This window comes from Stenotrophomonas sp. YJH_SMC_120 (assembly GCF_059368675.1).
This window is the reverse complement of record NZ_JCAFRY010000014.1, coordinates 23344-46144: the sequence shown is the minus strand read 5'-3', so window position 1 is coordinate 46144 and position 22801 is coordinate 23344. Positions and strand designations below refer to the sequence as shown.

Here is a 22801-nt window from a genome sequence, read left to right as displayed (position 1 = left end):
CGCCCGCTTACCAGCCCATGCGCAGGCCCAGCTGGCCACCCACATTGCGGTAGCCGTAATCACCACGCTGCACGCTCACGCCACCCCACGCGCCCCAACGCTGGCCCAGCTTCAACTCGGCACCGGCCTGCACCTCATAACGGTTGCGCGGCACGTCCGCACCCAGCGTGTCACCGTTGAACTGCAACGTGCTGGCGCCGCTGCCACGCAGCCAGTTCACGCCCAGGTACGGCTGCACCGTGTTGCCGGCTGCAGTGCCATGACCGAACACGCGCACGCCCAGACGCCCGCTCAGGCCACCGGCATCGGCATGGTCGATCACCGTACCGTTGCTCTCCACGTGGTGATCGGCGCGGAAATCGACATGGCTCAGCTGCAGCTGCGGCTGCACATACAGCGCGCTGGCGGTGCCCTGCCACACGTTGAAGGTGTAGCCGGTCTCCAGCGACGCACTGGCCATGCGCGAATCGTGGTGCTCCGGCGCCAGGCCGATGCCCTGCACCCGGTTGTCGAAACGGCCGTACTGCAGGTTCGCATCCATGTACGCCCCCTGCGTGCCGTCAGCCGCCTGCAACCAGGTGCCGTACACACCCACGGCACTGCCACGCACCCGACCCTTGGCGCTGTAGCCGGTCAGATCGGACACTGCGCTGCTGTCGGCACGCCCCGTGCCCATCATCACGCCGAACGCTGCATTGCCCCGGCGAACCAGGTCAGTGCCAATCTGCAGCACCGAGGTGTTGCCATCAATCGACAGCTGACCACCGACCGCGCTGAAGTCCGCCTGCTGCCGGCCCACGCGCGCCCACGCGGCACGACCTTCATCCAGCGAAACGGCACCGATGCGGTCGTTCAGACGATGGGAAAACATGTTGATGGCTGCCGACTGGTTTGCCAGATAGACACCGGCTTCCGGGCGCAGTACCGGCGGCGGCAGGATCGGATTGATTGGATCCACCGGATCGACGGGATCCGTCGGGTCGATCGGATCTGGGCCGGGATCGACCACGCATCCCGGCGCAGCCGGGTTGTCCTGGCAGACATCGAACCATTGCGAACGCAGATACCAGTTGCCATCGGAAGGATCAGTCACGCCCCCCTTGAACAGGAAGTACTCGTACGATCCGCCCACCGCGCGGCCGCTCAGTGCGTAGCTCGCCCGTGATGCACCGTCGATCTCGATCAGTTGGATGCCATCGGCCGTCGGCGCGCCCACGCCCCCCATGTTCTTCACCGCGATCAGCGCGTCACCGGACGTATCGCCGCGCACGTGCAGGCGGTCCATCGCGCTGTCATCGCCAGCCAGCGCACCCTGGAACAGGAACGTGGCCCCTTCGCTGTGCAGGTCGCCATCCACGCTGAGCGTATTGAAGCGCCCACTGCCGTCGGACAATGCCACGCCACTGTTGAGTACCTGCAGTTCGCCCACCGTGGAATCACTGGTCAGCGTCCACTGGCTGCCGTTTTCAATTGCCATCGTCTGCACCAGATCCGACGAACCCTGCCACAGCGACCCATCCGCCAGCCGCACATGCACATCCGACTGTGGCGGCAATCCCGCGTCCTCATCCTCCGGCGTGATGACAATGTCGCCGTCCATCTGCGAGCGGCCCGCCAGTACCACATCAAAACGCCCGGACACTGCGGCATCCAGTGCCAGCGCGATGCCGTTGCCGCCCGATACCAACGCGCCATTGGACAGAGTCAGGCCTGCATCGCGGCTGCTGCGCAGCCACACACCGCCATGCTGGACGCTCACCAGCGAACCGCCGTCGATGTTCATCCGCCCGTTGTCATTGATCACCGCCGCCCACGCGCCCTCGCCTTCGGTGCGCACATGGGTGTTGTTCAGCGTCATTTCGCCGGTGCCGCCAGACAGCACACCGTGTGAGTTGATGCCGGTGGTGCGCACCACGCTGTCGGCCAGATGCACGGTGCCGCCCAGGCGTGCGATCGCACCGAAGGCGCCATCTCCCTCGGTCAGAATTCCACTGTCACCGACCTCGGCCAGCGGCTCCAGCCCGATCGATCCCTCCGCGTACAACCCGTGCCCGTTCTGGCCCTGGGCGTGCAACTGGCTGGACCTAATCCGCGTCGTCCCGCCGTACAGCGCAACAGCCTGCCAACGGTCGCCCTCGGCGGTGATCTGCGAGCCCTCGATATCCAGCTCGCCTTCATTCATCAGCCGAACGCCGATGCCATTGCGCGCGGTGATGACCGATCCGATGACAGTGGCTTTGCCATCACGTCGGTTGACGTCGATGCCAATGCTCTCACTGCGCAACTGGCTGTCGCGCAGGGTCAGTTCAGATCCTTCGGTCATGTTGATGCCGAAATGTCCGTAAACATCGACGCCATCCAGCAGCAGCGACCCAACGGATCCCGTCGCGAAGCTGATCGCGCTGGCGTGATCTCCACCTGCGTGGATACTGCCACCTCGCATCTCAACCTCTCCGCCAACGGAAAGCCCCACGCCGGACCGCTCGTGGGTCAGGTTGATGTCCACGTCCTCCAGCACGAGCTTTCCAACACCCGCCAACACACCGCCCGAACCTGCACCTGTCCCGTTGATCTGAACCGAACGCAGCTGCGCGCCTCCCCCGTCCTGTATCCAGACTCCGTAAGCACCAGCACCGACGTCGATGCGCACACGTTCGGCGACCATGCTGCCGCCACGTACTTCCAGACCGTTGGACTGATCGGCATTGACCTCGATGACACTGTCAATCAGTTGCGCAGTGCCGGCTTGTACGAACACTCCATGCGACAAGCCGCCGTGCGTGGTGATGTGAACACTATCCAGAACAAGATGGCCGCCCAGGGCCTCTGCCCCATGCGACGCCCTGCCTTCGGTCTGGATGCGCGTGTCGACGGCCTCAATGTGCCCGCCATTGGCGGCAGAAACCCCCGCCGCACCCGAGCCTGTCGTCAGTACACTGCCTTGCTGCAACTCAATCCTGCTGCCCGCACCCTCCGCCCGCGCCGCGGCGGCGCGCATGCCCTCCGTACGAAGATTGACCGCGCCGGTTGGAACAATGGTGCCTCCATTGAGTGCATGGAAGGCATAGCCAGCCGGGTTGCCAGGCTCCACCGGCTCGGTCGTGGCGTAGTCACCGGCCACGGGCGTCTGTTCGTCGCCGTCGGCGACGACCTGCTGTGCCTGTACGGGGGCAGCGGCTGCGAGGGCGGCCGCCAGCGCCAGTGTCAAGCGATGGTGGAGGGGGAAGTGAACGTGCATGGCATGTCTCTGGGGAAGTTGCAGACAGCCTCGATGTCCCCGGCAGTTGTAAACATCGAATGACTTGCGTTTTACGAAAGGTGCGACGTCCTGTCGCAGATTCCTGAACCCATCCCAGCAATTGATGGGATGCAAGCAGGCTTTACAACTATTTGCATGGTCGGCGGGCGGCCGCCTCGCGAGACTGACTCCATTCCAGACAGACACTGACGCGAACGCCACTGAATCACACCCTCTTCACGCCATGTGGGCGTAATACGCACATGCATGAACAGGGGGCGTTGTCGTTGCAGTGCGGAGTCCAATCCATTTCCGCCCATGAGGAACTTCCCATGCGTCATCGCTTCCGCTTTTCTCAACCCAAGCTGCGGCCGCTGGCCCATGGCCTGCTGGCTGCGCTGGCCCTGATGCCTGCAGCAACCGCATTTGCAGGTGACCTGGACGGCACCGTGGGCCACGTTCGAGCGGGCGACACCGTCGAAGAATGGACGCTCAGGAACAACGCAGTACTTACGGTGCAGGACGCGGAGACCCTGACCGTCACCGCTGACAGCTCCTACGTCTACAACAACCGCGCCACCATCACCCGCAGCGGCAGCCATCAACACGCCATCGAACTTTTCGGCACGGCTCGGCTGCAGTCCGAGCGGAGCACGATCCGCGGTGGCGGTGTTCTCGTCAGCGGAGCTTCGTCGGCGCATATGGTCGGGAATCGTGTTCTGGTCACCGCCGCAGACGGCCTGTCACCCACTGAATCACTCAGCATCGGCCTCTTTGTGGGTGGCACGCCGGCCAGTGCGCCGCTGCCCGGTGCATGGGCCATCATCGACTCTACCTACATGCGGGTGGAAGACACTGCCGCCGCTAGCGACCTGTCCAGCGGCCTGGGTGTGCGCATGGAAAACGGCAAGGTCAGCATCATCAACGGGTCACGCATCGATGCAGACAACGTGGGTGTGCTGATGTATGGCACGCGATACACCCCCGACACGCTGCAGCTCGCCGTAGATGGCTCCACGATCTCGTCTGGCCGTGGCGCCGCCATCCGTGTGGCGGCCGACCAGCCTGCCGACTTCGTCATCAACGTCAGCAATGGCGCCCAGCTGCATGGCGGCAACGGCAACCTGCTGCAGGTCGATTCCCGCACCGGCAGCGCTACGCCGGGTGCCAGCCACGTGACCTTCAACGTGGATGATGCACGGCTCGTGGGCAACGTCAGTTTCGACGCAGCGACTGTCGACGGCACCCTCGATGTCTTCCTGCGCAACAAGGCACAGATCGACGGCCGCTTCATCAACGTCACCTCGGCCAGCATCGATAGCGACAGCACCTGGCTGATGACCGGCGACAGCAATGTCGGCCACCTGGTGCTGGGCAGCACCGGCACCGTGGCGCTGGGCAATGGCAGCACGTTCAACACACTCACCGTGGATACCTTCGATGGCGCTGGCGGCACCCTGCTGTTCAACACCCAGCTGGGTGACGACAGCTCGGCCACCGACAAGTTGATCATCAAGGGCGATGCCAACGGCCAGGCCAACGTGCGTGTGCTAAATGCTGGTGGCGCGGGCGCCAAAACCGACAAGGGCATCGAGCTGATCCGCGTGGGCGGTGCGTCCAATGCGCAGTTCGACCTGCAGGGCCGTGCAGTGGGCGGGCAGTACGAGTACTTCCTGTTCAAGGACGCGACCAACGGCGGCTGGTACCTGCGCTCGGAGCTGGCCGGCACGCCGGACCCGTGCGTGGTGGATCCCACGCTGCCGGAGTGCACGCCGGTCGATCCGGTGGACCCGGTCGATCCGGTTGACCCCACCCCGGTGCTGCGCCCGGAAGCCGGCGCGTACCTGGCCAACCAGTTCGCGATGGACCAGCTGCTGCGCCATGGCTGGCGCGACCGCCAGGGCGGCAACAGCGCCGCCGTTGATGGCGTGCGTGGCTGGGCCCGCGTGGACGCTACGCAGAGCAAGCTGTCGGCGGTGGAAGACCAGCTGGACCTGCGCGTGGACCGCTCGCGCCTGCAGCTGGGTGCGGACATCGGCGTGTTCGACAACGGCCAGGGACGCGTGGGCGTGATGGGCACGCTGGCCAGGTCCGACGCCAGCTCACGTTCGCAGCTGACCGGCTACAGCGCACGTGGCAAGGTCAACGGTGGCGCGCTGGGCGTATACGGCAACTGGAGCAACGATGCACTGTATGTGGATGCCAGTGTGCAGCGCGGCCAGTTCCGCAACCGCGTGCAGGGCGAAGGCCTGGCCGAGGAACGCTACGACTCGGACATCTGGCAGAGCTCGCTGGAAGCCGGCTACCGCCTCGGCATCGGCCAGATCGGCAGCACCGCGCTGAGCCTGCAGCCGGAACTGCAGCTGGTCTACACCGACGCCAATACCGACCGCCACGAGGAAGCCAACGGCACGGTGGTGCGCAGTTTCGGCGACAGCGGCCTGTCCGGCCGCGTGGGCCTTCGCCTGCAGGGTGAATCCCGTTCGGCAGCCGGTGCGTCGGTCAGCCCGTATGTGGTGGCCAACTGGTACCGCGACGGCGCCAGCAACGGCATGGCGTTCGACGATGAAGCGCTGAAGGCCAGCGTGCCGCGCAACCGCTACGAGCTGAATGCCGGTGCGCGCGTGGACTTCCGTTCCGGGCTGAGTGCGTGGGGTGGCTTCGGTGTGATGCGCGGTGACCATGGGTACCGCGAAGCGACGGCCAATCTGAGCATGTCGTACAACTGGTGAGGCAATTGAAAGGACGGCGCCGGATGATTCCGGCGCCGTTCTGCTTTCTGCTTTCTGTAGAGCCGAGCCATGCTCGGCTGCTTTTCTCGACGGTGGCCGACAACAGTCGAGCATGGCTCGACTCCACAGGGAATGTCGCATTCGGCAGGCATTGCCATCTGCTGCCTGCCAGCCAGGAAATTGAAACGTTTTCGAACTTTCCAAAAATTCTCATTGGCAGCATGGGCGCTTCATGCAAATCATGTAACGCCACCGACAACGGGTGGCACGGGCTTCCAATCCCGTTAGGTTGATGTGTTGGTTACGCTTGCCTGCCGGCGTCGCTCTTTTCTTGTTGGGTGGCGTCGGCAGGCATTCTGTCCGCGCTTACATGGCGGGCGGTGCGTGGGGGCCTCGTGCCCGCCGGCGCTTCTACATCGACCTCCGGTATTGGAACCACGCACCGTCCGCCACCCTCGCTGTTAAGCGGGGTGGCCCCTTGTTTCCTGCACAAGGATGCCGCCATGACTGCTGCGCACTACCCCTACCTGTTCGCCACCCTCGGTGAAGCTGTCAACCAGCTGCCCGAGACCATCGCCCGCGCACTGGAAACCACGCTCAGTGCCACGCACGGCAGCACTGTGCCAACCAGCAACACCTTGCTGGCGTGCCTGCAGCGCATCCGCCATGTGGAGGCCGCCGACGGCCAGCCGTGGCCAGACAAGGGCCGTACATCGGGGCAGTGCATGGCGATGGCACGTGCGGACCGGGCCAATGCCGGCCTGACGTTGCTGCTGGAACTGCTGCATGCCACCGAACGCGTGCGCGTGGACGGCGATGATGATCAGCAGGTAGGCGACGACGTGCGCGAAGGGCTGCTGCTGGCCTGCCGTGGGCTGGCAGAGTATGTGGATGTGCAGTTGCACGCGACTTGAGCAGCGCGCGTTCTGAACTGCGGAAGAGCGCTCAGTTCCAAACTGCGCGGCTCGCGATTACAACAAATCTGATGGCCCACCGTCACGCTGGCACGGATAGTTCGCACTTCTTTTCAGGGAGTGTACCGATGCACAAGATGATGGTTCCGCTGAAGCGCTATACGCAGTTCAGTGGGCGCGCCAGCCGCAGTGAGTACTGGTGGTTCCAGTTGTTCATGATGATATTCACTATTCCGTTGAACGTGCTGGGCTTCATCGCCGGGTACATCAACTCCACATCGCTGGCGCTGGTTTCGTCCGGGCTGATGCTGGTGGTATGGCTGGCACTGGCGCTACCGCTGATCGCGGTGACCATTCGCCGGCTGCACGATACCGATCGTTCGGGCTGGTGGTTGTTGCTGGGGCTCGTGCCGATTGCCGGCCTGGCCGTGCTGGTGTTCATGCTGCTGCCCAGCACGCCGGGCGACAACCGCTTCGGCGCGCCAGTTCCGCACGTGTAACCTCCCCGCTTGGGTAGGTGTCGGCCTTGGTCGAAACGGTGCTGCCACGGGCAGCTGGCACGTTCGTGCCAACCAAGGTTGGCACCTACCAGAGCAATGCCGAGGTGTCTCCGTCTGGGTAGGTGTCGACCTTGGTCGACACATCTTTGCCAACCAAGGTTGGCACCCACCAGCGCAGTACCGCTGCGGCTACGCGAAGTGCTGGTAGCCGCCGTCGGCGGCTTCGCCATCCACGTGCACGCCCTGCCCCTCAGCAATACGACCAATACGGGTGAGCGGCACGTCCAACGATTCGGCCAGGTAGTGCAGCGCGTCGCGCTGGTCGGCGGCGGCGGTGAAGCACAACTCGTAGTCGTCGCCACCGCGCAGTGCGCAGTCGCGTGCACCGTCGCGGCCGAGCAGCTCACGCAGCGCGTGCGAGATCGGCAGCGAATCGGCATCCACATGCGCGGCCAGGTTGCTGCGCGTGGCGATGTGGCCCAGGTCGGCCAGCAGGCCGTCGGACACATCCACCGCCGCATGCGCGAAGGCACGCAGGCGCAGGCCGAGGGTCACACGCGGCGTCGGCCGCAGCAGGCGCAGGCGCAGGCTCTCGTAGTCGGCCAGCAACGTGGCGGTGGCCAGGTTCAGCGCGCCCTGCTGCCACAGGCGCAGCGCACCGGCGGCATCGCCCAGCGTGCCGCTCACCCATATGTCATCGCCCACCTGTGCGCGGTCGCGGCGCAGCGCCTGGCCACGCCCGACCTGGCCCATCGCAGTCACCGACAGCGACAGCGGACCGCGCGTGGTGTCGCCGCCGATCAGCGCGATGTCGTGCTGGTCGGCCAGGGCAAAGAAGCCATCGGCGAAGGCCTCGATCCAGTCTTCAGACGCTTCCGGCAGCGACAACGCCAGTGTGCACCACGCCGGCCGCGCGCCCATCGCGGCCAGGTCCGACAGGTTGACCGCCAGGGTCTTCCAGCCGATGTCGAAGGCCGGGGTTTCCACCGGGAAGTGCACGCCGCTGTTGAGCGTGTCGGCGGTAACCACCAGTTGTTCATTGGCACGCGGCTGCAGCAGCGCGGCGTCATCGCCGATGCCGAGCAGGATGTCGTCGCGCTCGAGGGTACGGGCGCGGATGCGGTCGATGAGGGCGAATTCGGCCAGGGACATGGGGCGTTCCCGCTGTTGTACGTGCCGCGCAAGGCGCGGTGGGCGGTAGTGCCGGCCGCTCGCCGGCAACCTCAGGATCCCTGCAGCTGCCGGCCGGCGGCCGGCACTACCACGGGTGGGTCAGTGACCCGATTCGACCTTGCGCCATTCCACGGCGGCACGATCCAGCACGCCGTTGACGTAGGTGTGGCCATGTTCGGAACCGAAGCGCTTGGCCGATTCGATGGCTTCGTTGATCACCACGCGGTACGGCACGTCCAGGCGGTAGCGCAGCTCGTAGCCGGCCAGGCGCAGCACCGCGCGTTCGATCGCGTCCACTTCTTCGATGCCTCGGTCCAGGTACGGGCCGAGCGCTTCGTCAATGTCGCGGCGGTTGTCGAGCACACCGTGCAGCAGCGCCTCGAAATACGCCAGGTCGGCGATTTCGCGGGCCTGCTCGTGGGCGAACTGGGCGATCAGCGACTGGGCGTTGCCGCCGGAGATCTGCCAGGCGTAGATGGCCTGCACCGCGCGACGGCGTGCGCGCGAGCGCAGCACCGGATCGACGCCATCGCGGCGGACGGGTTTACCGGAGGGCTTGCCCTGGGTGTTCTTGTTCATGGCAGCTGCTCCAGAAGATTGACCATTTCCAATGCGGCGAGTGCGACTTCCTCGCCCTTGTTGCCGTGGCTGCCGCCTGCGCGGGCCTCGGCGTCTTCAACGCGTTCCACCGCCAGCACGCCGTTCAGCACCGGCACGCCGAAATCCAGCTGCACGCGCATCAAGCCTTCAGCGCAGCGGTCGGCCACGTGCTCGTAATGACGGGTATCGCCACGGATCACGCAGCCCAGGGTGAGGATGGCGGCGTGTTCGTGGGCAGCGGCCAGGCGCGCGGCCACCAGCGGCAGCTCCCAGGCACCCGGCACGCGGATCACGTCGATGTTGGCTTCGGTGATGCCGTTGCCGGCCAGGCTCTGGCGGGCGCCAGCGACCAGCGTGTCGGTGATGCGGGCATTCCAGCGGCTGGCCAGGATGGCGAAGCGCGCCGATTCGGGAGTGCGAAGATCGCCTTCGAAGTGGCTCATATGCGGCTTGGGGGACTCGATAAGGGGGTAATTCTAGCGTGGATGGACCCCGGCCGTGGCTGGCGGGCGCGCAAGGGCGTGCCGACCAACGGTCGGCACCCACCGATGGCAGGGGTCGGCACCCACCGGTAGTGCCGGCCGCTGGCCGGCAAGCCCGGGGATGCGGTTGCCGGCCAGCGGCCGGCACTACCCATTACAGGGTCACCGTCTCCACCACTTCCAGGCCGTACCCGGCCAGGCCGATCTGGCGGCGGGGGGTGCCCAGCACGCGCAGCTTGCCCAGGCCCAGGTCGGACAGGATCTGCGCGCCGGCACCATTGCGGCGCCACTGGCCCACATCCTTGTCCTTGCCCGGCACCACCGGCGCCGGCTGCTGGCGCAGGCGGGCCAGCAGGGCTTCGCCGTCGCGCGGGGCCGACAGCACCACCATCACGCCACTGCCTTCGGCATCGATCGCACGCAGGGCATCGGTGGCGGCCACGCCAAAGTCGTCACGGCGCCAATGCAGCAGGTCAGCCAGCGGATTTTCCACCTGCACGCGTACCAGGGTCGGGGTGTCCGCATCCGGGGTCCCGCGCACCAGCGCGAAATGCATGTCGTGGGCGATGCGGTCGCGGTAGGTCACCAGCTTGAACGGGCCGAACTCGGTGTCGATCTCGCGCTCGTCCACGCGTTCAACGGTCTTTTCGGTGGCCAGGCGGTAGGCGATCAGATCGGCGATGGAGCCCATCTTCAGCCCGTGCTCGCGGGCGAACATTTCCAGCTCCGGGCGGCGCGCCATGCTGCCATCCGGGTTCAGGATCTCCACCAGCACACCGGCCGGCTCCAGCCCGGCCAGCATGGCCAGGTCGACGCCGGCTTCGGTGTGGCCGGCGCGGGTCAGCACGCCGCCCGGCTGGGCGATCAGCGGGAAGATGTGGCCCGGCTGGTGCAGGTCCGATGGCTTGGCATTGGGCTTCACCGCGGTGCGGATGGTGTGCGCGCGGTCATGCGCCGAGATGCCGGTGGTAACGCCCTCGGCAGCCTCGATGCTGACCGTGAAGTTGGTCTGGAACTGGGCGGTATTGGCCTGCACCATCGGCGCCAGGCCCAGATCGGCCGCGCGCGTGCGGGTGAGCGGCAGGCACACCAGGCCACGGCCGTGGGTGACCATGAAATTGATGTCGCTGGCCTTCACCAGCTCGGCGGCCATGATCAGGTCGCCTTCGTTCTCGCGGTCTTCGTCATCGACGATGACCACCATGCGGCCCAGGCGGATGTCTTCCAGGATTTCGGGGATGGGTGCGAAGTTCATGCGCGGGCTCCTTCACCCAACAACCGCTCGACATACCGAGCGACCAGATCGATTTCCAGGTTCACCGCGCTGCCCACGCCGGTAGCGGAAAACGCGGTGTTGGCCACGGTGTGCGGAATGAGGGCGACTTCGAAGCCTTCATCGTCCACTTCGTTGACGGTGAGACTGACGCCGTCCACGCAGATCGAGCCCTTCTTGGCGATGTAGCGGCGCAGCGAGACCGGCGCGGCGAAACGCCAACGCTGGGCGCGCGCGTCTTCGTGGATGGACAGCACCTGGCCGAGGCCGTCGACGTGGCCGCTGACCAGATGGCCGCCGAGGCGGTCGGTTGGCCGCATGGCGCGTTCCAGGTTGATGACTGCCCCTTCGCCCAGCTGGCCCAGCGTGGTCAGGCCCAGGGTCTCGGTGGAGGCATCGGCCTGGAAGCTGCTGGCGTCGAATGCGATGACAGTGAGACAGACGCCGTTGATGGCAATGCTCTCGCCCATCTGCACGTTGTCGAACGGCAGATTCCCGACACTGAAGGTGAAGCGGACATCGCCGCCGATGGATTCGCGTGCGGCCAGACGGCCGACGCCTTCGATGATTCCAGTAAACAAGTAACGTTCTCCGCGAAAAGTGAGCGAAAAACGCCGCAAGGCAAACAGGCGCACGCAGGGCATGAGCCCTGTGGCACCGTCTTCTTTCATCCGGACTATGACCGTCGGCTCCGGCATTGGACCGGATCTGCTGACCCCCGGCCGTGGGCCGGGGCGCTCGCGGGCTCGTGCTTGCGCACCTACCGCCGGTGGGGAATTGCACCCCGCCCTGAAGACGTTTGTATACCGGCGAACCGGCGTGACCAGTGTAACAGCCCAGGCTGAACGGGGTCGGATGCCGCAGCTGTGACGGCCGTCGCTCGCAATTTGTAAAACTTTCATTAAAATTCCGCCCTGGACGACATGATGTCGCCACGGGCAGCCGCGACGGCAGGCCCGCCAATGGACTGAAATTCACAGGAATTCCCATGCGCAAGATCCTGATCGTGGCCGCCCTGCTGGCCGCCGCCCCGTTCTCGGCCTCCGCCGATGCCCTGAGCTACACCTACGTTGAAGGCGGCTGGACGCAGGTCAAGGTTGACGACAACGCACTGGACGACCCGAAGGTCGACGGCGGCTACCTGCGTGGTTCGGTCGCGCTGGCTGAACAGGTCTACGTGTTCGGCGGATGGTCGCGTACCAGCAAGACCCGCCACTACGGCGAGGATTCGCTGAAACTGGAACTGAACCAGCCGGAGCTCGGCATCGGCTACCACATGCCATGGACCGACCGCGTGGACTTCACCGCAGATGCCGCCTGGGTTCGCCAGAACGCCGAATCGACCCTGCGCTATGACGGCGTGCGTTACCACGGCAAGGACCACACCAACCTGGGCCGCGTCACCATGGGCATCCGCGGCAAGCCGTCGCGCATGACCGAAGCCTGGGCCAAGGCCGGTTACATGGACGGCGGCAACAACTACAAGGGCACCTGGGTCGGCACCGTCGGCGGCCAGATCAACTTCACCAAGACCTGGGGTCTGGTGGGCGAAATCTCCGGCTACCGCGACGTCACCCAGTACTCGGTTGGCGTGCGCGCCAGCTTCTGATCCAACGATCGCTCCTCGTCGTGCGATCGAACGGGCCCCGCAAGGGGCCCGTTTTTTGTCCGCTGCACACCGTCACCTGGTTGCATCGCGCCATCGAAAGTGTGGGCAGATGCGCTAGGCTTGCGCGCGTCTGGAACAGGAAAACACCGTCATGAAGACCCCCACCCGAACCCTTCTGGCCAGCGTGCTGCTGTGCGCCCCGCTGATTGCCAGCGCAGCACCGGCCCAACTGACGCCCGAGCAGGCCTTCGACCTGTATGCACGCGTGCTGCTGGAAGACGACGCGGCCGCCACGCGCACGCTCAACGACGCACTGAAGCCGGCGTTCGAGGGCCAGGACGCCGTGACCCCGAACCCGGGTGCGCTGGCCAAGGCCTTGGCCGAACCCTGGCAGACGGTACTGGCCAGCACCGGCGCCAAGGTCGACGCTGCGGGCACCGAAGCGCTGTATGCCAAGGCGCTGCGCGATTCGAAGTGCCGCGCGACCAAGAGCGTGATCGAAGACAACGAATACGTTGAAGACCAGAAGCTGGCGCGGATCAGCTACAGCTGCCAGGTGCCCGACCTGGGCAAGGTCCGCCCGCTGTTCGCCGCCAGCCTGGCCGACGATGCCAGCCCGGCCGCGCGCAAGCAGTTCACCGATGCCTATACCCAGGCACTGCAGAGTGGCGCGCGCGTTCCGGCCAGCGGCACCTTCACCCTGTATCCGGCCAAGGACAATGGCTACTGGTACAGCGGCAACTTCGATGATCTGGTGGGCACCGTGGCCGGTGCGCTGGCACCGTTCGAGGACTGGATGCAGGACGCGCAGGCGGCCAACGCGCCGAAGGTGACCGGCGTTCCGGGTTGCGACCTGTTGCTGCAGCAGCACCGCAGCTGCGTGGCGAAGATCGCACCGGACCAGATCGGCGGCGTGGACGCGATGGCCGAGGAACTGAAGGCCAAGGCCCAGGTGAAGTCGGCCGACGAGATGACGCAGGAGTGCAAGTCGCTGCGCCCGATCACCGAAATGATGTGGACCGACGAGTGCGCGTAAGCCACGTATAGAGCCGAGCCCACGCTCGGCTCATCGTCGCCGACGACAAGGGCGACTGCACTTTCAGAACCGTTGCATGGCCTTGCGCGGCCTGCATGGTCAATGCTGTTGCCCTCTTCCACCGGGGCAACCGCATGAAACATCGTACGACGTCGACTACTGTCATGCTGCTGGCGCTGATGGTGTGTGGGCAGGCCGAAGCGTACAGGCCCAAGACCTTCATCATCCGCCCATCGGTTGCCTTCGAGTCGAACCAGCTACGTGACAGGGACATTGATGCACAGCTGAGCGAGAACGACGACTGCCGCGCGTTCCTGCAGTACCACGATCGATGTGCACCGACGGTCCTGCCGGACGAGTACGACGACGGCATCAGCCGCCGCAGACTACGGTCGAAGTCGACAGAGCTGGCGGGGGAAGCGCTCAGTGCCTACTGCCGCGACCTGCACGTGCTGTGGAAGCAGCAGTGAAAGAACAGTGCCCCGCCTACGAAGACGAGGACGAGGACAAGGGCACCTGACGACGCCGGAGATACCTCCATTCCCTCACGGCCGCAGCAGCAGCCGGATGTCCTCGCCGACCTGGCGCTGGTCAACCACCCGCAGGCGGCGTTGCTGGTCCATGGCATCGATGCCGAGGCCGGTCAGCAACGGGCGTCCGCCGTCGCCCAGCAGTGTGGGGGCCTGGTACAGCAGCAGCTCGTCCACCCAGCCGCCGCGCAGCAAGGCACCGGCCAGCGTCGCGCCGGCTTCGGTATGCACTTCGTTGATGCCGCGTTCGGCCAGCAGCGCCAGCACCGCGCCCAGATCCAACCGGCCTTCTGCGCTGGGCACGCTGGCAAATTCTGCGTCAGCCGCATCCGGCGCACTCACCGCCGCATCGTGCATGTACAGCGTCGGTGCCCCGCCCTCGCGCACGCGGCCGCACTCGAGCGAACGCAGGCGCGAATCGAGTACCACGCGCAACGGTGGCATCACTTCGGTATCGGCCAGGCGCACGGTCAGCATCGGGTCGTCGGCCAGCACGGTGTCGGCGCCGGTCAGGATTGCACCAGCACGCGCACGCCAGTGCTGCACGTCTTCGCGTGCGGCTGGACCGGTGATCCACTTGGAGCTGCCGTCGGCCATCGCGGTACGCCCATCAAGGCTCGCGGCCAGCTTCACCCGCAACCACGGCCGGTTGCGCTCCACGCGCGACAGGTAACCCTTGTTGAGCTCGCGCGCCTGTGCCGCCATCAGCCCTTCGGCGACCTCGATGCCGGCATTGCGCAGCAGATCGAAGCCACCGCCATCGACCTTCGGGAACGGATCGCGCATCGCCGCGACCACACGCGAGACGCCCGCCTCGATCAGTGCCAGCGCACACGGTGGCGTGCGCCCGTAGTGCGCGCAGGGTTCCAGGGTGACGTAGGCGGTGGCGCCACGGGCGTCGCTGCCGGCCTCGCGCAGCGCGAACACTTCAGCATGCGGGCCACCGGCGCGCTGGTGCCAGCCCTGCCCGACCACGCGTTCGCCATGGGCGATCACGCAGCCGACCATCGGGTTGGGGCGGGTGGTGTAGGCGGCACGCTCGGCCAGGCGCAGTGCGTTGGCCATGTGCAGGTGGTCGAGGACGGAGAACGGGGTGGTCATGCGGCCATGGTAACGCCGCCGGTGTGCATCCATGCCATTGGTGCCAACCAAGGTTGGCACCCACCAGAGCAAAGTAGATCCAGGCCATGCGTGGATGGGCAGCACCCACCAGTGGATGCGGCCACCGGAGCCAACCAAGGTTGGCATCTACCAGGGAAGAGGCGGTCAGCCCTTCTTCTTCTTGGTCAGGGCAATCACGTCGCCCAGCAGCTGCAGCTGTTCGGTACTGGACGGCAGGTCGCGTTCAAGCTTCTCGATCTCCTCGCGGAAATCGGCCACGTCCTCGAAGCTGCGGTAGACCGAAGCGAAGCGCACATAGCCGACATGGTCGAGCTTGCGCAGTTCGTTCATGACGAACTCGCCGACCTTGATCGAGGGCACTTCGCGCTCGCCGCTGATGCGCAGCTGGTGGACCACAGCGCGTACTGCCGCTTCGATCTTGTCTTCGGCCACCGCACGCTTCTGCAGCGCGCGGTCGAAGCCAGCGCGGACCTTGCGCTGGTCGAACGCTTCGCGGGTGCCATCGCTCTTGACGATGGCCGGCAGCTTCAGCTCGACTGTTTCCATGGTGCTGAAGCGCTCGCCGCAGGCTTCGCATTCACGCCGACGGCGGATCGTCGCGCCGTCTTCAGAGACGCGCGAGTCGATGACCCGGGTATCGGCATGTTGGCAGAAGGGGCAATGCATGGAACGCCTGGCTCAGGGAAGTACCTATTGCCACGGTCATGGCAGCGTCGCAAAGGTACCTGAGAAGGGGCCCGGCAGCAAATGCTGTCTGCGCGGAAGTGCCTGCATTTCGGTCGAACCGAGCCTTCTGCGCGGTCAGCGCTGCGCGTTCAAGCGGGTGCCGGCGGCGCCGAGGCCGCGCGCGCCCAACGCAGCCACACCAGATGCCCTGCCATCACCAGCAGCGGTGGGCCAAAGCCGAGGAAGGCCAATGTCGAGATCTCCCCATGCTTGAAGGTGAAGTACAGCGTGGCCGCAACGACGCCCAGTGCGGCCAGGGCACCCACCGCCAGCCCTACCCAGGCGACAACCGGGGAGTGGCGCAGGCCGGTGACACCTCGCCACAGGAACAGGCCGCTCAGCCACAACCACGACAGCAGGCCGATGATTCCGGCCGACGACCACAGCAGCAACAGCCTGTGCTCGTCGCCCGTCAGATACTTGCCGTCCCATACGACCATCAACCCCAGCACGGCACCCGTGCCGCCTGCCGCCACGGCGGGCAGGCCCACCAGCGGGCCGGCGATCGCCATCCAGCGTTTGTGCAGACGCTCATCCATGCGTTCGATCTCCTTCCATGGGCCACGTCCATCCGCGGCGTTTGATCCACAGCAGCATCGCAGCCGGCACCAGCATCGACGGACTTAACAGCAACAAGCCGATGCCTTCGACATGCACGGCGATGCCCCACCACAGCGCCAGCCCCAGCGGGGGCAAGGCGGCGAGACCGCCTGCCAGCAGCATCCACCACCAGAGGCGGTGCACGTGCAGCCCGGCACGCCCCTGCATCAGAAAACCCGCGCTGAGCCACAACCAGGCCAGGCAGCCGGCAATGCCGGCCAGGCCCCACAGCGGCATCACCGTCACCGAGGCCAGCGTGCCATGACCGAACTGGCCCAGCCCCGTCAGCAGCAGCATCGTCGCTGCGGCACCGCCCACCACCAGGCTGGGCAGGCCAGACAGCACCGCCAGCGCGGTGTACAGGTACTTGAGGCGGCGCTCATCCACGCGGGCCTACTCCTCTGATCGCGCCGGGCCGGATGGCTCGCCCAGGGCGTCAGCACGCAGCCGCAGGAGGATCAACGTACCGGTGGGCACCAACAGGGACGGCCCGGCGAACAGCCCGCTGAGCACGGACGAACCCAGCTCGTCGAAGTAATACAGCGCCATCGCCAGCAAGGGCAGGCCTGCCAGCACGCCCAGGCCCAGCAGCAGCCACCAGCGGCGTGATGCCATGTGCAGCCCGCGTGCACCATCGCGCAGCCAGACGATGCTCAGTGCGACCCAGGCCACCAGGCCGGTGATCGCGCAGGATCCCCACGCGAGCATGCCGGCGGCAAACCACGGTTTGTCCGCGTCCAGCGAGACGAGCCCGATCACGCCCATGACCACGGCGATGCAGGCGCCGGCACCGCCGAAGAACAGGCTGGGCAGGCCGAACAGCGCCGCCAGTGCGATGTACAGGTACTTGAGGCGGCGCTCATCCATGCGCGGGATTCCTGATGACGGGGTCAGAGCCCTTCCCTGCGGGAAGGGATCCGACCCCTGCGTCGATCCGGAAGGCGGGGTCGGATCCCTTTCCGCCAGGAAAGGGCTCTGACCCCGGCCCTGATCAGCCGTAGACCGGGTACTTGCGGCACTGCGCGCTGACGGCATCGCGCACGCGGGCAATGACGGCGTCATCGTTCGGCGCGTCGAGCACGTCGGCGATCCAGTTGGCCAGGTCCACGCAGTCCTGTTCGACGTAGCCACGGGTGGTCACCGCCGGGGTGCCCAGGCGCAGGCCCGAGGTCACGAACGGCGAACGCGGGTCGTTCGGCACCGAGTTCTTGTTGACGGTGATGTGGGCCTTGCCCAGCGCCGCTTCCGCGTCCTTGCCGGACACGTCCTTGCCGATCATGTCGACCAGCATCAGGTGGTTCTGGGTGCCGCCGGAGACGATCTTGTAGCCACGCTCGATCAGCGTATTGGCCATCGCCTGGGCGTTCTTCACCACCTGCTGCTGGTAGGCCTTGAAGCCCGGTTCCAGCGCTTCCTTGAAGGCCACGGCCTTGCCGGCGATGACGTGCATCAGCGGACCGCCCTGGATGCCCGGGAACACGATCGACTGCAGCTTCTTGACCAGGTCCTCATCGGCGCCCTTGGCGACGATGATGCCGCCGCGCGGGCCGCGCAGGGTCTTGTGGGTGGTGGAGGTGACCACGTGGGCGTGTTCCAGCGGGCTCGGGTAGACGCCAGCGGCAACCAGGCCGGCAACGTGGGCCATGTCGACGAACAGGTAGGCACCGACCTTGTCGGCGATGGCGCGGAAGCGCGCCCAGTCGATCACCTGCGAGTAGGCCGAGAAGCCGGCCACGACCATCTTCGGCTTGTGCTCCAGGGCCAGGCGCTCGACTTCGTCGTAATCGATCAGGCCCTGATCGTTCACGCCGTACTGCACGGCGTTGAACAGCTTGCCGGAAGCATTCACCTTGGCGCCGTGGGTGAGGTGGCCGCCGTGGGCCAGGCTCATGCCGAGGATGGTGTCACCCGGCTGCAGCAGGGCGAAGTACACGGCCTGGTTGGCCTGCGAGCCGCTGTGCGGCTGCACGTTGGCGTAGTCGGCGCCGAACAGCTGCTTCAGGCGGTCGATCGCCAGCTGCTCGGCGATGTCCACGTACTCGCAGCCACCGTAGTAGCGCTTGCCCGGGTAGCCTTCGGCGTACTTGTTGGTCAGCTGGCTGCCCTGGGCTTCCATCACCGCCGGGCTGGTGTAGTTCTCGCTGGCGATCAGCTCGACGTGGTCTTCCTGGCGCTGGGTTTCAGCGGCGATGGCCTTGGCCAGTTCGGGATCGTAGGATTCGATGCGGACGTCACGCGGGAACATCGGGTACTCCAGCAGGCAGGGAAAAGGGGTACGGCTCAGCCCCTGATTGTAGCCCCGCGCCGGCCCGCTGGGGCCGAAACAGACGGGGCCGGCATCCCCGAAGGAATCCGGCCCCGTATGGTTTCGAGGGATGTTGTGGGGTCAGTGCTCTTTCCGTTGGAAAGGGATCCGACCCCGGCCGCGACCCTCAGCGGCTGCTGAGCACGTACTGGGCGATCACACCGGTAGCGATGGCTACCAGCAGCATGTTGCCGCGGTCATCGCGGATCCACTGGTGCCCGTAGGGCGGGCGACGCAGGTTGTAGCGCGGGTAGTCGTTCACCACGTAGATCGGGCCGCGGTAGTAGTCGCGATAGCGGTGGCCGACCTTCCAGCCATAGCCCGGGCCGTAGGCCGGACGATAGACCACGCGCGGCGGTGCCGGGCGGTAGTAGCGGTCATGGTCGCGATGCCAGTCGCGGCGGTCGCGTTCCCAGTCGCGACGGGCCTCGCGGCGGTCGCGCTCCCAGTCGCGGCGGTCCTGGCGCCACTCACGGCGATCCTCGCGCCACTCGCGGCGATCGTGGTCGCGGCGATGGTCGTTGTCGGCGAATGCCGGGGCCACGGCGCCCAGTGCCAGCACAGAGGCCACGGCACTGGCCATTACTCGATTGATGCGCATGTCAGACCTCTGCTTGGTGGGTGGTGAGCCCATATTGCGCAACCGATCTGAACCGTTTCCGGCTGGAAACGCTTCCCGCTGCAGGACTGTGACCGAGTATTCAGGCGATAGCCAGCCCGGCGGCGCCTCCCGGGAGCGGCCCGGAACCGGTTCCGGCTATAATTGGCGGTATTCCATTTCAGTCTGTGCCCGCTGCCGCAACGGGATCTACCCGTGACGGGTCGGGCGCAGGGCCGCGCCTACGGAGACCGCATGTCCTCGCAATACATCTACACCATGAACCGCGTGTCCAAGGTGGTCCCGCCCAAGCGGCAGATCATCAAGGACATCTCGCTGTCCTTCTTCCCGGGCGCGAAGATCGGCCTGCTGGGCCTGAACGGCGCCGGCAAGTCCACCGTGCTGAAGATCATGGCCGGCGTGGACACCGATTTCGAGGGCGAGGCCCGCCCGCAGCCGGGCATCAAGGTCGGTTACCTGGCGCAGGAACCGGAACTGGACCCGACCAAGACCGTGCGTGAAGCGGTCGAGGAAGGCGTGGGCGAAGTGCTGCAGGCCCAGGCCGCGCTGGAAGCGGTGTACGCCGCCTACGCCGAGGAAGGCGCCGACTTCGACGCGCTGGCCAAGGAACAGGAGCGCCTGGAGGCGATCCTGGCCGCTGGCGACGCACACACGCTGGAAAACCAGCTGGACGTGGCCGCCGACGCGCTGCGCCTGCCGCCGTGGGATGCCATCGTCGGCAAGCTGTCAGGTGGTGAAAAGCGCCGCGTGGCCCTGTGCCGCCTGCTGCTGCAGAAGCCGGACATGCTGCTGCTCGACGAACCGACCAACCACCTCGACGCCGAGTCGGTGGAATGGCTGGAACAGTTCCTGGCGCGCTACACCGGCACCGTGGTGGCCGTCACCCACGATCGCTACTTCCTGGACAACGCCGCCGAGTGGATCCTGGAACTGGACCGCGGCCGCGGCATTCCGTGGAAGGGCAACTACACCGACTGGCTGACCCAGAAGGACGAGCGCCTGAAGCAGGAAGACAACCAGGAAAAGGCCCGCCAGAAGGCGATCCAGAAGGAACTGGAGTGGTCGCGCCAGAACGCCAAGGGCGGCCGCACCAAGGGCAAGGCCCGTCTGGCCCGCCTGGAAGAGCTGCAGTCGGTCGATTACCAGAAGCGCAACGAGACCAACGAAATCTTCATCCCGCCGGGCGAGCGCCTGGGCAATGCGGTGATGGAGTTCAAGAACGTCTCCAAGAAGTTCGGCGACCGCCTGCTGTTCGACAACCTGAGCTTCCTGGTGCCGGCCGGTGCCATCGTCGGCATCATCGGCCCGAACGGTGCCGGTAAGTCGACCCTGTTCAAGATGATCACCGGCCAGGAAAAGCCGGATACCGGCGAGATCGTGGTCGGCCCGACCGTGAAGCTGTCCTACGTGGACCAGAGCCGCGACGCGCTGGAAGGCAACCACACCGTCTTCCAGGAAATCGCCGGCGGCCTGGACATCCTCAACATCAACGGCATCGAGATCCAGTCGCGCGCCTACATCGGCCGCTTCAACTTCAAGGGCCAGGACCAGCAGAAGATGGTCGGTTCGCTGTCCGGTGGTGAGCGTGGCCGCCTGCACATGGCCAAGACCCTGCTGCAGGGTGGCAACGTGCTGCTGCTCGACGAACCGTCCAACGACCTGGACATCGAAACCCTGCGTGCGCTGGAAGATGCGCTGCTGGAGTTCCCGGGCAACACCTTCGTCATTTCGCACGACCGCTGGTTCCTGGATCGCATCGCGACCCACATCCTGGCGTTCGAAGGCGACTCGCACGTGGAGTTCTTCCAGGGCAACTACCGCGAGTACGAAGAAGACAAGCGCCGCCGCATGGGCGACGACGCCGCGCCGAAGCGCCTGCGCTTCAAGGCGCTGAAATAAGAAAGGAAGAACGGCCGCGCTCTGCGCGGCCGTTCTGCATTCGGGTAGGTCACGACCGTTGGTCGTGACACCTTATTGTCGCGAGAATCTCCATGTCCCTGTTCGAGCGCCTGTTCCAGCTGCAGCAGCACGGCACCACCGTGCGCACCGAACTGCTGGCCGGTGTCACCACCTTCCTGACGATGTCCTACATCGTCTTCGTGAACCCCGAGATCCTCGGCACCACCGGCATGGATGCCGGCGCGGTGTTCGTGGCCACCTGCCTGGCCGCAGCGCTGGGTTCGGCGGTAATGGCGCTGGCCGCCAACTTCCCGGTGGGCATGGCGCCGGGCATGGGCCTGAACGCGTTCTTCGCCTTCACCGTGGTCGGCGCCGCCGGCCTGCCGTGGCAGCAGGCACTGGGTGCGGTGTTCATCTCAGGCCTGGTGTTCCTGGTGCTGTCGCTGACCGGAGTACGCGCGTGGCTGGTATCGGGTATTCCCTCATCGCTGCGCTCGGCCATCGTGGCCGGCATCGGCCTGTTCCTGGCGATCATCGCGCTGCAGAAGTCCGGCGTGATCGTCGGCAATGAAGACACACTGGTGGCGCTGGGCCCGTTGAACACGGCGCCGCCGCTGCTGGCACTGGCCGGCTTCCTGCTGATCGCGGTGCTGGAAGCGCGGCGCATCCGCGGTGCGATCCTGATCGGCATCCTGGCCGTGACCGGCGCTGGCTGGGCATTGGGCGACGTGCAGTACCAGGGCCTGGTCTCGCTGCCGCCGAGCCTTGCACCCACCTTCCTGCAGCTGGACCTGCCGGGCCTGCTGCACCATGACGGCGGCGCACCCATCGCAGTACTTCTGCAGGTGGTGCTGGTGTTCGTGCTGGTGGAGGTGTTCGATGCCACCGGCACGCTGTACGGCGTGGTCGGCCGTGCCGGCCTGCTGAAGCTGCCGGGCGCGCAGAAGCGTTTCGGCCGCGCGCTGCTGGCCGACAGCACCGCCATCGTGGCGGGTTCGATGCTGGGCACCAGCAGCACCACCGCCTTCGCTGAAAGCGCCTCGGGCGTGCAGGTAGGCGGCCGTACCGGCCTGACCGCGCTGGTGGTGTCGGCCCTGTTCCTGGCGGCGCTGCTGTTCTCGCCGCTGGCGGCAATGGTGCCCAGCTATGCCACCGCGCCCGCGCTGCTGTTCGTCGCCGGCCTGATGCTGCGCGAACTGGTGGAAGTGGACTGGAGCGACCTGACCGAATCGGTGCCGGCGGCGCTGTGTGCGCTGGCGATGCCGTTCACCTACTCGATTGCCAACGGCCTGGCGTTCGGCTTCATCGCCTATGCCGCGCTGAAGGCCGGCACCGGGCGCTGGCGCGAAGTGCATCCGGCGGTGTGGCTGGTGGCGGTGCTGTTCACCCTGCGCTACGCGCTGGAATGACCGTTGTGTGGGGCCAGAGCCCATTGCGATGCAA

General features: G+C 66.1%; 21 protein-coding genes and 1 riboswitch. Of the genes, 8 read left to right on the top strand and 13 right to left on the bottom strand.

Going from position 1 to position 22801, the window contains the following annotated elements; all coding sequences use genetic code 11:
- Positions 1–7 precede the first annotated feature (7 nt).
- The gene (locus AC5P60_RS15610; protein ID WP_483693490.1) at positions 8–3238 is read right to left on the bottom strand and encodes an autotransporter family protein; all 3231 of its coding nucleotides are present in this window, start codon (positions 3236–3238) and stop codon (positions 8–10) included.
- 332 nt (positions 3239–3570) lie between these two features.
- Between AC5P60_RS15610 and AC5P60_RS15605 the strand changes: the two genes are divergently transcribed.
- The 3 genes from AC5P60_RS15605 (at position 3571) to AC5P60_RS15595 (ending at position 7384) form a co-directional block, all read left to right on the top strand.
- Positions 3571–5970, top strand: a complete 2400-nt coding sequence (locus AC5P60_RS15605) for an autotransporter family protein (RefSeq protein WP_483693489.1) — start codon at positions 3571–3573, stop codon at positions 5968–5970.
- 503 nt (positions 5971–6473) lie between these two features.
- A complete protein-coding gene (locus tag AC5P60_RS15600; protein WP_483693488.1) occupies positions 6474–6884 on the top strand; it encodes a hypothetical protein in 411 nt (136 codons plus the stop codon).
- Positions 6885–7012: 128 nt separating this feature from the next.
- Positions 7013–7384 (top strand): DUF805 domain-containing protein, encoded by a 372-nt coding sequence (locus tag AC5P60_RS15595; RefSeq protein ID WP_088436084.1) that lies wholly within the window; start codon positions 7013–7015, stop codon positions 7382–7384.
- 189 nt (positions 7385–7573) lie between these two features.
- On the opposite strand, the gene thiL is transcribed toward AC5P60_RS15595, so the two are convergent.
- The 5 genes from thiL to AC5P60_RS15570 form a co-directional block, all read right to left on the bottom strand.
- Positions 7574–8536 carry a thiamine-phosphate kinase gene (thiL, locus tag AC5P60_RS15590; RefSeq protein WP_483693487.1) on the bottom strand — a complete coding sequence of 321 codons (963 nt, stop codon included), beginning with the start codon at positions 8534–8536 and terminating at the stop codon, positions 7574–7576.
- A 120-nt stretch (positions 8537–8656) separates the two neighbouring features.
- A complete protein-coding gene (nusB, locus tag AC5P60_RS15585; RefSeq protein WP_012479139.1) occupies positions 8657–9136 on the bottom strand; it encodes a transcription antitermination factor NusB in 480 nt (159 codons plus the stop codon).
- Positions 9133–9600: a 6,7-dimethyl-8-ribityllumazine synthase gene (ribH, locus tag AC5P60_RS15580; protein WP_005408061.1), complete on the bottom strand. Its 468-nt coding sequence runs from the start codon at positions 9598–9600 to the stop codon at positions 9133–9135. Before ribH ends, nusB begins: the two co-directional genes overlap by 4 nt.
- A 193-nt stretch (positions 9601–9793) precedes the next feature.
- A complete protein-coding gene (ribB, locus tag AC5P60_RS15575; protein ID WP_033834708.1) occupies positions 9794–10894 on the bottom strand; it encodes a 3,4-dihydroxy-2-butanone-4-phosphate synthase in 1101 nt (366 codons plus the stop codon).
- Positions 10891–11493 (bottom strand): riboflavin synthase, encoded by a 603-nt coding sequence (locus AC5P60_RS15570; RefSeq protein WP_483693486.1) that lies wholly within the window; start codon positions 11491–11493, stop codon positions 10891–10893. The genes ribB and AC5P60_RS15570 overlap by 4 nt, the downstream gene beginning before the upstream one ends.
- 74 nt (positions 11494–11567) lie before the next feature.
- Positions 11568–11713, bottom strand: a riboswitch (FMN riboswitch).
- Positions 11714–11900: 187 nt separating this feature from the next.
- Here AC5P60_RS15570 and AC5P60_RS15565 point away from each other — a divergent pair.
- The 3 genes from AC5P60_RS15565 (at position 11901) to AC5P60_RS15555 (ending at position 14027) form a co-directional block, all read left to right on the top strand.
- A complete protein-coding gene (locus AC5P60_RS15565; RefSeq protein ID WP_033834706.1) occupies positions 11901–12521 on the top strand; it encodes a hypothetical protein in 621 nt (206 codons plus the stop codon).
- Positions 12522–12672: 151 nt separating this feature from the next.
- Positions 12673–13557, top strand: a complete 885-nt coding sequence (locus AC5P60_RS15560; protein WP_483693485.1) for a hypothetical protein — start codon at positions 12673–12675, stop codon at positions 13555–13557.
- 134 nt (positions 13558–13691) lie between these two features.
- Entirely contained in the window at positions 13692–14027 is a 336-nt protein-coding gene (locus tag AC5P60_RS15555) for a hypothetical protein (RefSeq protein ID WP_239667776.1), read from the top strand.
- 75 nt (positions 14028–14102) lie between these two features.
- Here the strand turns inward: AC5P60_RS15555 and ribD are convergent, their stop codons facing one another.
- From ribD to AC5P60_RS15520, 7 genes are all read right to left on the bottom strand, one after another.
- Complete coding sequence (gene ribD, locus AC5P60_RS15550) at positions 14103–15188, bottom strand: bifunctional diaminohydroxyphosphoribosylaminopyrimidine deaminase/5-amino-6-(5-phosphoribosylamino)uracil reductase RibD (RefSeq protein ID WP_483693484.1); 1086 nt, start codon at positions 15186–15188, stop codon at positions 14103–14105.
- Between the two features lie 165 nt (positions 15189–15353).
- Complete coding sequence (nrdR, locus tag AC5P60_RS15545) at positions 15354–15875, bottom strand: transcriptional regulator NrdR (RefSeq protein ID WP_004143350.1); 522 nt, start codon at positions 15873–15875, stop codon at positions 15354–15356.
- Between the two features lie 149 nt (positions 15876–16024).
- Positions 16025–16474: a hypothetical protein gene (locus tag AC5P60_RS15540; RefSeq protein WP_033834704.1), complete on the bottom strand. Its 450-nt coding sequence runs from the start codon at positions 16472–16474 to the stop codon at positions 16025–16027.
- Positions 16467–16922 (bottom strand): hypothetical protein, encoded by a 456-nt coding sequence (locus AC5P60_RS15535; protein ID WP_049430323.1) that lies wholly within the window; start codon positions 16920–16922, stop codon positions 16467–16469. Before AC5P60_RS15535 ends, AC5P60_RS15540 begins: the two co-directional genes overlap by 8 nt.
- A 6-nt stretch (positions 16923–16928) precedes the next feature.
- Positions 16929–17402 carry a hypothetical protein gene (locus AC5P60_RS15530; RefSeq protein WP_483693483.1) on the bottom strand — a complete coding sequence of 158 codons (474 nt, stop codon included), beginning with the start codon at positions 17400–17402 and terminating at the stop codon, positions 16929–16931.
- A gap of 124 nt (positions 17403–17526) precedes the next feature.
- Complete coding sequence (glyA, locus tag AC5P60_RS15525; RefSeq protein ID WP_005408051.1) at positions 17527–18780, bottom strand: serine hydroxymethyltransferase; 1254 nt, start codon at positions 18778–18780, stop codon at positions 17527–17529.
- 187 nt (positions 18781–18967) lie between these two features.
- The gene (locus tag AC5P60_RS15520) at positions 18968–19441 is read right to left on the bottom strand and encodes an RcnB family protein (RefSeq protein WP_033834700.1); all 474 of its coding nucleotides are present in this window, start codon (positions 19439–19441) and stop codon (positions 18968–18970) included.
- A gap of 252 nt (positions 19442–19693) precedes the next feature.
- Here AC5P60_RS15520 and ettA point away from each other — a divergent pair, with 252 nt between their 5' ends.
- Positions 19694–21358: an energy-dependent translational throttle protein EttA gene (ettA, locus tag AC5P60_RS15515; RefSeq protein ID WP_483693482.1), complete on the top strand. Its 1665-nt coding sequence runs from the start codon at positions 19694–19696 to the stop codon at positions 21356–21358.
- Between the two features lie 92 nt (positions 21359–21450).
- Positions 21451–22767, top strand: coding sequence for an NCS2 family permease (locus tag AC5P60_RS15510; protein ID WP_005408048.1), 1317 nt, complete (start codon positions 21451–21453; stop codon positions 22765–22767).
- The last annotated feature ends 34 nt before the right edge of the window (positions 22768–22801 follow it).